Origin of the sequence: Micromonospora sp. MH99 (assembly GCF_021442385.1) — a bacterium.
In the GTDB taxonomy this organism is placed as follows: Bacteria; Actinomycetota; Actinomycetes; order Mycobacteriales; family Micromonosporaceae; genus Micromonospora.
Window position 1 is genome coordinate 57,375 of record NZ_MUZA01000003.1, and the last position, 14,966, is coordinate 72,340.

A 14,966-nucleotide genomic window follows, 5' to 3' on the forward strand; every position below is an offset into this window, starting at 1 on the left:
TGTCACACGTTCCATTCCGCGATCAGGTCGTCAAGCTCGCCCGCGGCCCGTTCGGGGAGGTGAAGACCCAGCAGCCGAGTGAATCCCCGCCGTCCGATGGCCGCACGCTGCCGGGCGAGTGCGTCTGCGTCCACCGCTGCCTCGCCAAGGCCGTGCCGGGATCGAGTGAGCAGGGCCCGCAGACTCCAGGGCACACCATCGACTGCCGTGCCGGCGTCCAGGCGCAGCAGGCCGAGGGTGCTGGCGACCGCGGCGCAGCTGAGGACGTCAGCGGCGTGGGCGAACACGCGCCATGCCCTGAGGCAGGACTCGTTCGCTGCGGCACGGTCACCGCGGGCGGCGTGCAGGACACCGAGGTTCGCGGCGATGCCGGCCCGGCCGATCGGATCGCGCAGCTTCTCGTACGCCTCGTCGGCCAGCCGGTAGAAGTCCCTCGCCAAGCCGTAGTCGCCTTCCGAGTGCACCAGAGCGCCGATGTTGTGATAGCCGGTGGAGAAGCCGGCGACGTCGTTGAGTTCGGTGAACAGGGTCAGCGCTTGGTGGTAGCGGGCGTGCGCCGTCGCCACGTCCCCGCTGAGCTGGGCGAGCGTCGCCTCGTTGTGGACGACGATCGGCAGCCGGCCCTGGTCGTGCAGGCTGGTGAAGATGCTGTGCGCCCTCGCGTAATGCTCCGCGGCGACGTCGTAGTCACCCGCGGTCTGGGCGACCACGCCGAGGTTGCAGTGGCCGGATCCGATCGACACCGCCCGGATCGGTGTGTCGTACGGGCTGGCCACCGTGCGTTGCTCGGCGGCGGGATACTCGCCGCGGTGCCGCAGGATGAGGTTTCGCGCCGGCCGTCCCGGGCCACGGGTGGCGCGCTCGACCCGGCCGAGGTCCCAGGCGGGTAGTCCCTCGGCCGGGGCGTCGGGATTGATCGGCGGCGGCGCTGCGAGCGCTGCCAGATCGGCGAGCGTGTCATCGCGTAACCGGGTGGTGGTCTCGTCGTCCGACGGTTCGTTGGCCAGTAGCCCGCGGGTGTAGAAACGTCGTGCGATATCGAGGTCACCCCGCCGGCGGGCCAGGTTGCCGAGGTTGTAGTTGACGGTGGCCATCGCGGTGTCGTCGTCGCCAGGCCCGTACGCCTGCAATGCCTGACGGTAGCGGTCGAGCGCCGCTGGATAGTCGCCGAACAGTTGGTGCATGGTGGCCAGGTTGGCCAGGTTGGCCGACAGCCCCTCGGTCAGGTTCTGGCCCAGCCGGACCGCCAGCGCGTCGGTCAGGCACCCGGTCGCCTCCTCGTAGAGCGCGAGCCGGGCCGCCGAGACGCCTTCTCGCGACAGCACGACGGCCTCGGCGTCACCATGGGCGCGGAGCCGCCCTGCCGCTTCCCGGCAGACCTGCAGAATCCAGCTGAAGCCGCCGCGGACGTCCAGTTGGCCGCAGGCCAGATCGATGGCCCACGCGGCCTCCCGCTCACGACCGGCCGCGAGAAGGTGATGCGCGGCTTCCAGTTGCGCCACCGCCAACCGGGTGGTCGCCTCCGGCGAGGTAGGCGGCCCGTCCCGGTCCACCCGGGACAGCCAGTACGCGGCGGCGCGGTCGTGCGCGTCCCGGAGCACCCCCGGGTCGGTGTGCCGGGCCAGGGTGCCGGCCGTCCAGCGGTGCACCAGCCACCGACGGCCCTCGGGCTGCCCGTCCTCGACGGGTACTTCGGCCAGCAGGCCGAGGTTGGTGAGCGTCGCGCGGGCCCGGACGGCGTCCGTGCCGATCAGCCCGAGAAGTCCCTCGTCGTCGATCGGCTGCCGGAACACCGCTGCCCGCAGGAGGAGTTCCCGTGCGGCCGAGCCGTCCCCGAGCTGATCGACGAGCGAGGAGAGCAGAACCTCGCCGGCGGTGACAGCTATCGATTCGGTGAGGGTGTGGCCGGGGTCGCTGAAACCGCGGGCCAGCCAGCGCTCCGGGTCTCTGAGACGTAGGTCCTCGGTGAGAACCCGCCGCAGGCGGGCCTGGATGTCGAGGAACCTGGGCCGGCCGCCGCGCAGGAGGGCGTCGAAATACTCGAGCGTGCGCGGGTGGCCGCCGACCGTCGCGATCGCGGAGCGCAGCTCGTCGTCGTCCAGGGCGTCCAGTGCCGGGAGCCGCCAGGCCAGCCGCCGGGCCTCGGCCAGGGTGAGCGGGCCGAGCGACAGTGTGGTCACCCACGGTCGGGCGTCCTCGGGTACGAGGACCTCGTAACGGCTGGTGATCAGCAGGCGAGCGGATTCCGACAGGCGCACCCACTCTCCGAGGAAGGCGTTGAGTTCCCCGCCTGGAACGCCCGCAGCGAGGTTTTCCTCGAACCCGTCGAGTAGCAGCGTCACGGGTGTGGTGGGCAGGACGTGCTCGGCCAGCAGGCGCAGTCGCTCCGTCCACACGAGCCTGGTGTTGCCGAGATGGGTGAGGAGCCGTTCGGTGACGGTGGTGGGCGCGCGCCCGGCCATGTCCCACGACCGCAACCGTGCCGCCAGCGCCGCCAGGATCTCCTCCACCGAGGTGGCGCCCTGCGCGACCACGACGACGCCGGCCTTGGCCGGACCGAGGATGCGTACGGCCTGCACGGCGAGCGTCGACTTCCCGATGCCACCGATGCCGGTGATCACCACACCCGACCCGGGTCCCTGTACGGCCGCGAGAATCGTCTGGAGCTCGCGGCGCCGTCCGACGAAGTCGCTCGCTCGACGCGTCGGGAGCCCGGACAGGGGCGTGGAGGTCGGTCGGTCAGGGCTGCGTTCATCCAGGCCGACCACGACGCGGTCAACTCCCGAGTGGGTGAGGAAGAGCCGCGGTTCACCGTACGGATCGTCGCGCTCGCGGCGGCGGGCGCGGCTGACCACGTCAATGATCGTTCGGGCCGGGTAGTACGCGGCGAAGGTGAACATCGCCGAGGTGAACCGGACGGCCTCGTGATGCGTCATCGACGCCGGGATGACCAGAACCCCGCACGTGTTGGCGGCACAGAGGCGGCGGACGAGTTCGTGAACCATCGGCCAGACCTGCTTGCCCGGTTCGGTGGCGAACGTCCGGAGGATGACGAAGGGCACGGGTGGCGCGGCCCCGAGAATGTCGTCGGCGAGTCGGCCGGGAGCGACGCTCTGCTGCTGACCGTCGACGGTTTCGAAGAGCAGGCCGTCCCGGTCGGCCGGGCAGGTCAGGTACAGGACGTGGTAGCGGCTGGCGGAGAGTTGTGCGCGCAGGCTGGCCGGATCACTCCAGACCGGCTCGTCGATGATGGCGAGGCGTTCGCGACGGGCGGCGTTCACCGACTCGTCCACCGCGGCCAGTCCCTGCTCGTGCAGGCCGGAGAGGCCGGAGCGCAGGGGCGGCCTCGCGATCATCGCCAGGATTCTGAGCGGACCAGGGATGGCAGGTTCTTCCGCTTCTGTCTCGTCGGTGCCGGCCAGGCGGTAGAACTGCACGTTGTCGTGGCGGCACCAGGGGCCTGTGGTGCCGGGCACCACCGCGGATTCCCAGGGCAGCGCCGCGAGATCGGGATCGGTCACGGACAGGGCGATCCTGATGCGGCGGTCCGAAGCGAGAGCCACCTGGAGCGACCTGCCGACCGCCCCACCCAGGAACCGTCTGCCGATCTCCGGCCCGACCCGCCCGGACCAGGCGCCGACCGGTCCCTTGTCGCCGGACGCGGGCGGCACGAACGGGCGGTCCTCGATCCGTTCGGTCCGGCGACGGCGGCGTTCCAGCTCCTCCAGCAGGATGGGGAGTCTGGTGCCGATGCCGTCATGAGGCTGCGCGACCGGAGCTGAGCCACGCGTCTGGATCGTGGTCCGCCTGGAGTCGACGCGGATGACGATGTCGGCCATTACCGGGGTGAGCGGCGCGACGAGCTGGTCGTACTGCTCCAGCAGATCGTCCTGAGGGGGCAGCGCGGACGGCTCGTCGGCGAGGTCGTGGATGGCCTCGATCAGCCACTTGACCACCGACCGATCCGGCGGTCGGGTGATGTTTCCGGTCAGGATGGCATTGATGGCGGCACGTCCCCGGGGCGCCTGCGGATGGTCCTCGAGCGCCCGGTAGGACACGCCGGCCGTCTCTCTGAGGGTGCCGAGCGCCCGGCAGAACTGCCTCAGCGGATCATCACCTGTAGTAGCCATGGCGTCACCCTCCGCGCGGGAATGGTTCGACGCTAGCTCTCGCCCAACGCACCGGCAACGCGAGCCGGGCACTGTCCGGACTGTCTCACGTCCCTCCACCCGACATTCACCTGCTCAAAGGCCCGCTGTCCGGAGGTCGTCCGGCAGGCGCCGGACAGCCGCAAGCTGGCGTAAGAGGTGAGGAGGTCTGTTGTGGAAATCCGAATTGGACTGGTGGAGGGCCACTCCGACGCGTTGCGCCAGCTGGCCGCCCAGCTTGACGCCAACGCAGGCGCGGATCGCGTCGAGCTGGTGCATCGTCCCAGCGATCCGGAGCACCTGGGAGCTGGCCTCCTGGAATTCCTGTCCGTGGTGCTCGGCGCGGGCGGGGCCGGCACGGTCGTCGCCGCCCAGGTGCTCGGCTGGCTACGCACCACCTCGACAGTGACCCTGACCCTCTCGATTGGAGAGAAGACGTTCACGCTCAGGGGCGTCGACATTCGGCAGATGGACGCCAAGGCGCTCGCCGAGCTGGTCGCTGCCATTGCCCGTGCGATCGAGAAGGGGACGGCGGGCGATGACGACGACTGACTTCGGCACCCCCAACGCGCGAGCCGTGCTGATCGCCACCAGCCGCCACCTGCCCGGGAGCGGCCTGAGCGATCTGGAGACGGTGGAGGCGGCGGTGCGGGCGGCCGCCGACTGCCTCGTCAAGCGATGCGGCCTGTCCACCGACCAGATCGACATCGTGATCGACGAGGGCGTGCGCGAGGTGAGCCGCCGCCTGGACCGGGCCGCGATGAGCGACGGCCCGCTGATCATCTGGTACGTCGGTCACGGCGTGGTGGGTGCCGTGACCGACGAGGCGGCCCCTCAGCTCTTCCTCGCGACCGCGGACACCACTGCGGAGCCGCGAGAGCTGCCGCGAACGGCACTCCCGTACGCCGAGATCCGGGCAGCGACGACCCGCCGTCGGCTCAGCCGGAACCGCCCCACGCTGATCATTCTCGACTCGTGCTACAGCGGCCGTGCGACAGCGCTTTCGGCCCGCGTCGCCGATGCCGGGTTCAACCTCAGCTCCGTCCAGGGCACGCACGTGATCACCGCCGCAGACGACGACGTCCAGGCTCTGGTGGGCCGAACCGGTCCGGTTCTCACCACGACGATCGTCGAGATCCTCCGCGACGGCGACACCGACGGGCCGCCCTCGTTCACCGTCAACGGCCTGTTCGAGACTCTGTGCAGGCGGCTCGACAGCCGCAACGCGCCGCCACCTCGGCAGCACAGCCACGATGGCGTCGGCAGCCTGGTCCTCGCCTCCAACCCGCGGTACCGGCATCCCCAGCCGCCGCTGCCCACGCCCGGCGAACCGGAGCCGGGCTGGGACTCTCAGGCCTGCCCCTTCCCCGGCCCCCGACCAATCGAGCCGCGCGACCGCAGGCTGCTCTTCGGGCGCAACGCGGATATCGAGAAGCTGGTCAACGCCCTGAACGAGCAGTGGGAGCAACCCGGCCCACGCGTGATCACCGGCCCGAGCGGCGTCGGCAAGTCGTCGCTGGTGCAGGCCGGGCTCCTTCCGTCGATCAAGGATGGCCTACTCGCTGCGCCGGGCGTCGCCGGGTGGCCGCAATGGACAATGACACCCGGACGGACGCCCATGACCGCGTGGAGGATGCTGGCCCGCTCCGGACGTGCCGAGACAGGCGACGCCGATGCCGCCTCGGTCGTCACCGGCCCCCTGGTCCTCGTCGTCGACCAGCTGGAGCAGATCTTCGCGCAGGACGTGGACCCGGACGAGCGAAACGCCTTCCTCGACGCGGTCACCACTGTCGCGGACCTGCCGGACGTGCTTGTCCTGCTTGTCGTTTCGGCCGACCACATCGGACGCTGCCTGCGGCACCCCACCCTGCGTGCCGCGTTGGGTCGCATGCTCGTCGTCGACCCGCTGCCGCTCTCCGCACTGCACGACATCGTCGCCGAGCCCGCCCGCATCGCCGGGCTCGGTGTCGAGGAGGGACTGATCGCCGCGATCACTGCAGACGCCGACGCGGGCGTCCCGCTGGGCCGCGACGGCACGATAGCCGCCGGTGCTCTGCCGCACATCGCCGGTGCGATCCACCGCACCTGGCAGAACCGTGAGGCTGTCGAGGGCGGTTACGTCCTGACGACTGCCGCCTACCGCACCGGCGGCGGCATCCGCGACGCGCTGGGACGGACGGCCGAGGAGACCTACGAGAGCCTGACTCCGGTGCAGAAGCTCCTCGCCGAGCGGCTCCTGCTCGACCTGGTGGGCGAGTACGAGACGGCCGGCACCCTGGCCGAGACCCGGCGGCGGGTGCTGCGCGCCGACCTCGACCGGCCCGACGACCCGCCCGGCGAGCTTGACGAGGTCATCGACGCGTTCGCGGCCCAGCGGTTACTCGCCCTCGACGGCAGCGCCGAAACCGAGACCGTCGAGCTCGCCCACGAGGCTCTGATCGGCGCGTGGCCACGTCTGCGCACACTGATCGACCGGGACCGTGAGTGGTTCCGCCTGCGGTCGCGCATGGATGCCGACGCCGACGAGTACGCCCGGCATCCGAGCCGCGACCGCCTCTATCGCGGCCGGCGGCTGGCCGCGGTGGAGGACGCGATGGCCGGCACCGGCCACACGCCTGCCGACGTCGGTGAGCGAACGCGCCGCTTCCTGTCGGCCTCACGGCGGCACCGTCGCCTTCTGCGCTCGATGGTTGCCTTCGTCGCCGTGGTGCTGCTCGCCCTGACCGGAGCCTCGACCGCGCTGGGCGTCATCAACGGCCGCCAACGTGACGACGCCACGGCGAAGGCCCTCGCCGCCCGGGCCGAGCAGTTGATGCCCGACGATCCGGCGCTCGGGCGGCAGCTGGCGGTCGCGGGATACGCGGTCGCGCCGAACGCCGACGCCCGCACGAGCCTGCTGGCGGCGCAGGTCGCGCCGGACGTGACCCGGGTGCGTGACCACCCGCAGCAGTCGTTCTCGTCGGCGAGCTCACCGGATGGCCGGGTGCTGGCGACGGCCGGGGCCGAGGGCGTGGTGAACGTCTGGGACATGACCAGCCCCCGACAGCCGGTGTTCCGAATCGGACTTCAGAACGCCGGCCGCGCGGTGCTGAGCGTCGCGGTGAGCCGGGACGGCGCCCAGGTCGCGGCCGGCGACGAGGACGGGCTCGTCCACGTCTGGCGGCTGACCGGCCCGCGGACCGCCGCGCCCGTCCACCTGCCGCCGCTCGACCCGAGCGGACGGATCATGGCCGTGGCCTTCGACGACGACGGACGGCGGCTGGCCACCGGAAGCTCGCGGGGGCGGCTGCTGATCGTGCCGGTCGGTGACGAGGTCGCACCCCCACCCAGGCCGCGGGAGCTGAAGACCGGCATCAACGCGCTCGCGTTCCGCCCCGGTGGCGACCTCGTGGCCGGGGCACTGGACAGTGGCGACATCGGGATCTGGAGACTCGACAACAGCAGGATCCATGACGCGGCGACGAACGTGCCGCAGCGATTCGGTCTCTCCGCGAAGGCCGTGACCTTCAGCCCCGACGGCGGGCAACTGGCCGTGGCAAGCGCCGCCGGCGACGTACGGCTGTGGTCTGTCACATCGACGGATCGTCTCGCGGCGCCTCAGCGGCTGACCGGCGCCCAGGACCCGGTGTACGCCCTCGCGTTCAGTCCCGACTCGACGATGCTGGCCGGTGCCACCAACAACGGCCGCGCCCTGGTGTGGCAGCCGACCGTCGGCGACGAGGCGTCGGAGTCGCTGCCCCACTCCGCGTCGGTCCACGGGGTGCGGTTCGCGGCGGATGGACGCTCACTCGTCACGAGCGGACAGGACGGCATCCTGCGGGTCTGGAACCGCCCGGGTCGGGACATCGCCACCGGCCAGGCCGGCCCGATCCTGGCGGCGTTCACCGCCGACGGCCGGGTCGCCGCGACCGGCGGCATGAGCGGCACCGTGCGGCTCTGGAGCATCGGCGGCGACGGCTCGCCAGCACTGACGGCTGATCTGCCGAAGGCATACCAGGCGCCGGTACAGCGAATGGCGTTCTCGCCGAGCGGCACGCTGCTCGCGGTACCGGTCGAGAGCGGTGAGGTGGACCTCTGGGACGTGACACGGCCAGCGAACCCGGTGTTCGTGACGACAGTGCCCGGCACGGCGCAGACATCGGTGAGCTACGCGGTCGCCTTCAGCCCGGACGGAAAGCTGCTCGCGGTCGGCGGTCAGGCTGAGCCGCCCCCGGAGGACGGGATGAACGGCACCCTGCGCGTCTGGAACATCGTGCAGCCCGGCAAGCCGCTGCTCGTGGGCAACCACCGCGACCGCCGGGGCGGCGTCGCGGCCCTGAGCTTCAGCGCCGACGGTCGGCTGCTCGCCGCTGGCGGAGGTGACGGAGAAGTCAATCTCTACCGCGCCGACACCCCCCAGATGCCGCGAGCAGGAACCGTGTCGGGGAACAGGTCGTTCGTCCACGCGGTGCGCTTCGCGCCGGAGGCGCACCGGCTGGCCGTCGGCGACGAGCGAGGGCGCGTACGCATCGTGGACACCGACCACCCGGACCAGGCACCGGAGCTCTTCGCGGTCGGCAACTCCGTGGTGCTCGACGTGGCCTGGGTCGGCGACGATCGGGTGGCCGCCGCGGACAACAACAACATGACCTGGATCTGGAAGACCGGCGAAACGACACCGTGGGCCCGCCTGGCGACCCACGACGGACCCGTCTTCTCGGTAGGCGCCGACCGAGCCGGCCGGACTGTGATCACGGCGGGCGCGGATGGCCGCCTCCAGGTCCTGGACACCGACCCCGGCAGGGTGCGCGACACCATCTGCCGCGGCGTCGGCATGCCGATGGATGACACCGAGTGGCAACAGATCGAACCCGGCAGCGGCAAGCCCCGCCTCTGCGACTAGATCCACTCGATCATGCGTGACCGCGGACAATCCGGTTGTGACGCGGGCCGGTCGTTGCGAGACTCGGTCCCGTGCCTGACCCGGACCGTTTCCGCGCCGCCGTACGCGTCTGGGCGGCCGGCGGCCCGGACGCCGCGACGGCAGCCGACACGGCCCGGGAGTCGGCGGCCGGCCTGCGTACCGTCGTGCTCGTCGAGGGGGTCAGCGACCAACGCGCCGTGGAGGCGCTGGCCGAACGACGGCACCGCGATCTGGCCGCCGAGGGGATGTGCGTGGTGCCGCTCGGAGGCGCGATGAGCGTCGGTCGGTACCTGCGGCTCTTCGGCGTGCAGGGCCTCGCCGTGACCGTGCGGGGGCTGTGTGACGAGGCCGAGGAGGGCTTCTTCCGCCGGGGCCTGGAGCAGGCGGGTTTCGGTGCCGGCCTGAGCCGGTCGGCGATGGAGGCGCTCGGCTTCGGTGTGTGCGTGACCGACCTGGAGGACGAGCTGATCCGCGCGCTCGGCAGCGACGGCGTCGAGCGGGTCATCGCCGAGCAGGGCGACCTGGCCCGCTTGCGCGTGTTCCAGAACCAGCCCGCCCAGCGCGACCGCTCGGTCGAGCGGCAACTGAGGCGCTTCCTCGGGACGATGAGTGGCCGCAAGGCCCGCTACGCGGGGGCGCTCGTGCGCGCTCTCGACCCGGGCGCCGTGCCCCGCCCGCTGGACCTGCTGCTCGCCAATTGACCGGCCCGAGCCCGGTAGCCGGCCCGAGCCCGGTAGCCGGCCCGAGCCCGGTAGCCGGCCCGAGCGCGGTTGACCGGCCCGACCTCGGTAGCCGGCCCCGATCCGGCCGCGCCTGGACGTCGGGGCGGGGTTCTGCCGAGGGCAGATCCGCTCGCGGTGAACAGGAACGCCAAGCGCCGCAGCCACCCGGCAGGGTGGAGCACATGAGATTGCTGGTGTTGGGCGGTACGGGTTTCGTGGGCGGCGCGACTGTCGCCGAGGCGGTTCGCCGGGGCTGGTCGGTGACGGTGTTCAACCGGGGGCTGCACGGGGCGGTCCCGCCGGGCGTACACCGGTTGCGGGGTGACCGGAGCGCGCCGGACGGCCTGGCGGCGCTCGCGGACGGCGAGTGGGATCTGGTGGTCGACACCTGGGACGGCGCTCCGCGCGCCGCGCGCGACGCTGCCCGTGCCCTGGTCGACTCCGTCGGGCATTACACCTACGTGTCCAGCGGCTCGGTGTACGCGGACCCGGTGGTGCCCGGCTCGGACGAGACCGCGCCGGTGGCCGACGCCGACCCGGACGCTGTCGACGGCGACTACCAGCACCTCAAGGCGGGGGCGGAGCGCGCGGTGCGGGAGGTCTTCGGTGACCGCGCGCTGATCGCCCGGGCCGGGTTGATCCTCGGGCCGGGGGAGGACATCGGCCGGCTGCCCTGGTGGCTGAGCCGCATGGCGCGGGGCGGCGACGTGCTCGCCCCCGGCCCGGCCGAGCTGCCGATCCAGTGCATCGACGTACGGGACCTGGCCGGCTGGATGCTGGACCAGGGCGCCCGACGGCGGGGCGGGACGTTCAACGCGGTCAGCCTTCCTGGGCACTCCACAATGGGTGAGCTGCTCGACGAGTGCGTCGCTGTCACCGGTTCGGACGCCCGGCTGCGCTGGACCGACCCCGAGTCGATCCTCGCCGCCGGGGTGGAGCCGTGGAACGAGCTGCCGATCTGGTTGCCGCTCGGGCATCCGTACCGCTGGCTGCTGGAGCGGGACACCAGCCGGGCCCACGCGGCGGGGTTGACCTGCCGGCCGGTGGCCGAGACGGTGGCGGACACGTGGCGGTGGCTGCGGGAGGTGGGCACGGTCCCTCCGCGCGCCGGCAGGCCCGGCCGCGGTTCGGTCGGCCTGGACCCGGCCCGGGAGGCCGCGCTGCTCGCCGCCACCGAGCCGGCGGCGAGCTGACCGGCGGTCGCCGGATCGTCCAGGTGGAGGCGGTCGACGGCCCTTCGCCGGTGACGGCGGGTGCGGCCGCAGTGATCATTGCGGGCTAGTACCCCATTTGTTATCACGGGCGGTAGCGGACATAGACAAACCTGTTAGCCAGTCCTACAGTTCGGCCGACTAGTTCTCATCAGCACGGGGGAAACGTGATGACCACTGGCCGCTGGCTGCTGCCTGCCCACCTCAAGAAACGCTCTCTACTCGTCGTCGCAAGCGCGGTCGCGCTTGTCGGCACATCCGTCGCGGTGCCCGCGCAGGCCGCACCGGCCGCGGCGCCGAAGCCGTCGACAGGCATTTCCGAGGCGGCCGACTCCGCCTCGGCCTCCGCCGCCGCCCGCCGCTCCGGTGAGCGGGTGGAGGTCGCGTCGGCACGCACCGAACTGACGCAGGTGTTCGCCAACCCGTCCGGGGGCTTCACGGCAGAACTGGCGGTCGTGCCGCAGCAGGTCAAGCGCCCCGACGGCTCGTGGGCGGTCGTCGACCTCGCGCTCCGTCGGGGTGCGGACGGCTGGCGGCCGACGGCGTCGGTAGCGGACGTGCGGTTCTCCGACGGTGGCGATGCCGCCGCGGTGGTCCTGTCCCGCAAGGGCCGGTCGTTCTCCCTGTCCTGGCCGGGTGGTCTACCCCGTCCCTCGGTGTCCGGTGACTCGGCCACCTACGCGGACGTGCTGCCCGGCACGGACCTGGTGCTGCGGGCCACCCGGACCGGGTTCACCCACGTCCTCGTGGTCAAGACTCCGGAGGCGGCGGCGAACCCGCGTCTGCGGGAACTCCGCTTCGACCTGGGCGGCGACGCCCGTGTGGTGCGGGGTCGGGACGGTCGTCTGTCGGCGCTCGCCGGCGACGAGGTTCTCGCCGCCGCCGACAGCGCCGTCATGTGGGACTCCCGCGCCGGTGTCGCGCCGTCGGGCCAGCGATCGGCGACGGCCTCGGCCGGGGACGCCACGTCCGCGGGTGGGTCGTCGTCCGACCTCTCGTCGTCGGCGGCGCCGGGTGACGGAGCGCGCGTCGCGGCCGTCGACGTCGACGTCGCCGGCGGTGACCTGGTCCTGCGCCCGGACGCCGCGCTGCTGGCGCCGACCGGCGCCACCTTCCCGGTCTACATCGACCCGGCCTGGTCCACCGGCAAGTCGCGGTGGGCGTACTCGACGAACAACAACAGCAACAACACGGACACCTCGGTGGCCCGGGTGGGCCGTGACCCGGACTCCGGCAAGCTGTACCGGTCCTACTTCGACTTCCCGTTGACCAGCGTGCGGGGCAAGCACATCGAGTCCGCGTACGTGCAGATGAAGCTGGACCACTCCTGGTCGTGCGGCAACACGCCGACCTACATGTACCACTCGGGCGGCATCGCCTCGACCCCGCGTACCAACTGGGCGCCGAAGCTGATCGGCCTGAAGTCCTCGGTCAGCTCACACGCCAACGAGGGCTCGGGATGCTCCGACTCGCCGCAGCCGGACATGACCGTCAACTTCCAGGGGTCCGCGGTGACCAGCGTGATCCAGTCCTCCGCGACGAGCAACGCCACCAACATCACCTTCGGCTTCTGCGCGTGCAGCGCCACTGACGGGTCGGGCGAGTCCACCACCGACCGGTGGAAGAAGTTCTTCCCCGGCAACGCCAAGCTGGTGGTCGACTTCGACGCCATCCCGGGCAAGCCGACCAATTTGCAGGCCGCCGGTGTCGCCTGCCCGGTCAACACGACGCTCGTCATCGGCACCCTGAAGCCGACGTTCTCCGCGATCTTCCCGGACGCCGACAGCACCCAGGCGCTGTCGACCGGGTACGAGTGGGTCCAGGTGCCCAGCAACGGCGTGATCGATGCGTCGACCCCGCGCCGGTCGGCTCCCGCCGGGGCATCCGTCCCCGCCGGAGGCCGATCGACGACTGCTGCCGTGACCGCCAGCGAAGGTGTGACGTACGCGTTCCGCGCCAAGGCCACCGACCCTGCCCCGTACAGCCGGACCAGCGTCTGGTCGGACTGGTGCAAGTTCATGGCGGACACCAAGGTCCCGCCGGTGACCGCGACGCTGACCTCCGGGACAGCGATGCCGGGCAGCACGGCGACCTTCGTGATCAGGTCCACCGACACCACTGTGACGAAATTCCGGTACGGCTGGGTCGACCCGCCCGTCACCGAGATCGCGGCGAGCAGCGGCACGTGGACGGATCCGCCGAACCCCACTGTCAACGTGAAGCAGGCGACGGTGTCGCTCGTGGTGCCCAAGTACGGATTGAACACTCTCTTCGTGTCGGCGACCGACGGCGCCGGCAATGTCGGCCACGGTTCGCGGGAGTTCACCGCGCTTCGGCCGGCGCCCGCGGCGGCCCGCTGGGGTCTGGAGACCTACCCCGGTGTCACGGCGTCGGAGGCGCTCGATGACCGGCAGCAGTCGCCGCCCTCCGGCAGGACCCCGCTGTCCTCGGGCAGCGTCTCCTGGACCGGTGACCTGCGGCTGATCCGTGGCGAGACCGCCTCCTTCAACGGCACCTCGTCCAACCTGGCCACCTCCGGACCGGTGGTGGACACCACGAATTCGTTCAGCGTCGCGGGTTGGGTGCGCCTCGGGGCGCTACCCACCACGGCGGACATGGCGGTCGCCGCCCAGGCCGGCACCAGCACGGTCGGGCTCCAGCTGGGCACCCGGCTGGAGGGTTCCCCGGCGACGCCGCGCTGGTCGTTCATGATGAAGGACAGCGACCTGCAGACCAGTTCCACCCGCGCAGCGGTCAGCTCCGCCCTGACAACTGCTGACGTCGGACGGTGGACGCACCTCGCCGGTGTCTACGACAAGACCGCCGGGAAGATCCGGCTCTACGTCAACGGCACACTCACCGCCGAGACGGATCGGACCGCGACCGCGTGGAGCGCCGGCGGCCCGTTCAGCCTCGGGCGGGGCTGGGCCTCGGGTGCCCCGGTGAACTGGCTGAAGGGCAACCTGGCCGACGTGCAGGTGTACGACCGTGTCCTGGTCGACCACGACTTCACCGGTCAGCTCGCCGAAGATCCGGATTCCGGGGGCTTCGACGAGCCGGGAATGCTGTCGGCGATCAAGGTGGGTGACTGGGGCTTCGGCAACGGCATGGCGTGTTACGTGGAGTCGACGGACCCCACCCTGTGCAGCGCGCCGGAGGACGGCCAGTTCGGCCGCAGGCTGGCCCTGACTGCCGGTGCCGACTTCGGCTCCCTCTCCGATGACAAGTTCCTCTCGCTGGACCGGCAGGGCATCGACGACCCAGCCCAGGAGACCGTGGAGTACGGGCGCTCCCAGGACAATCTCGCCGAGCCGCAGAACCCAATCTGGCAGGACGGCCGGGTGCTGCGGACGGACCAGTCCTTCTCGGTGTCCGTCTGGGTGCGACCCGACGCGCAGGCGCTGGGCACCATGACCGCCGTCAGTCAGGCCGGCACCAAGCAGTCGGCGTTCTACCTCGGCCAGCGCGCCATCGCGGTCGGCACCACCACCGAGTACCGGTGGTGTGTCAGCGTCTTCGGCGTCGACTCCGATGTCACCACGGGTCAGACCGTGGCGGTTCCGATGGCGTCGAGGGCCCTGACGGAGGACGACTGGGCTCGGTGGACACATCTGGTCGCCGTCTATGACGCGTCCCGACGCGAGATCCGGCTGTATGTCAACGGGAAGCAGGAGGGCATCAAGAGTTTCAGCACCGGCACCTTCACCGGTGCTTTCGACGCGACCGGTCCGCTCGTTGTCGGTGCCGCCCGTTTCACTCCGTCGGGAAGTACGCCGCGGTGGTCCGACCTCTGGCGGGGCGACATCGACAAGCTCGGCCTCTACCAGGGCGCGCTTACCGACGTGGCGGTCAAGACGCTCTTCGACGCGGAGTCGCCGGCGTCGGTGGAAGCACCCGAGGACTGACCGCACTCCGGCCCCTGACCAAACCCCGCACGTCGACCTCGTCCGTGGAGGCATGGTGACCCCCTACCCAAAAACTC

The 14,966-nt window shown here is 71.4% G+C and carries 6 protein-coding genes; 5 read left to right on the forward strand and 1 reads right to left on the reverse strand.

Annotation, left to right across the window (positions count from 1 at the left end; translation table 11 throughout):
- Positions 1–2 precede the first annotated feature (2 nt).
- Positions 3–4,130 carry a tetratricopeptide repeat protein gene (locus B0E54_RS02580; protein ID WP_234581605.1) on the reverse strand — a complete coding sequence of 1,376 codons (4,128 nt, stop codon included), beginning with the start codon at positions 4,128–4,130 and terminating at the stop codon, positions 3–5.
- Between the two features lie 192 nt (positions 4,131–4,322).
- On the opposite strand from B0E54_RS02580, the gene B0E54_RS02585 reads away from it, so the two are divergent.
- The 5 genes from B0E54_RS02585 (at position 4,323) to B0E54_RS02605 (ending at position 14,889) form a co-directional block, all read left to right on the forward strand.
- The gene (locus B0E54_RS02585; protein ID WP_234581606.1) at positions 4,323–4,700 is read left to right on the forward strand and encodes a hypothetical protein; all 378 of its coding nucleotides are present in this window, start codon (positions 4,323–4,325) and stop codon (positions 4,698–4,700) included.
- On the forward strand, positions 4,687–9,030 hold the full coding sequence (locus B0E54_RS02590) for a WD40 repeat domain-containing protein (protein ID WP_234581607.1): 4,344 nt from the start codon (positions 4,687–4,689) through the stop codon (positions 9,028–9,030). Before B0E54_RS02585 ends, B0E54_RS02590 begins: the two co-directional genes overlap by 14 nt.
- Positions 9,031–9,101: 71 nt before the next feature.
- Positions 9,102–9,752 carry a TOPRIM nucleotidyl transferase/hydrolase domain-containing protein gene (locus B0E54_RS02595; RefSeq protein ID WP_234581608.1) on the forward strand — a complete coding sequence of 217 codons (651 nt, stop codon included), beginning with the start codon at positions 9,102–9,104 and terminating at the stop codon, positions 9,750–9,752.
- A 203-nt stretch (positions 9,753–9,955) separates the two neighbouring features.
- The gene (locus B0E54_RS02600) at positions 9,956–10,966 is read left to right on the forward strand and encodes a reductase (RefSeq protein WP_234581609.1); all 1,011 of its coding nucleotides are present in this window, start codon (positions 9,956–9,958) and stop codon (positions 10,964–10,966) included.
- A gap of 188 nt (positions 10,967–11,154) precedes the next feature.
- Positions 11,155–14,889: a LamG domain-containing protein gene (locus B0E54_RS02605; protein ID WP_234581610.1), complete on the forward strand. Its 3,735-nt coding sequence runs from the start codon at positions 11,155–11,157 to the stop codon at positions 14,887–14,889.
- Positions 14,890–14,966: the final 77 nt, after the last annotated feature.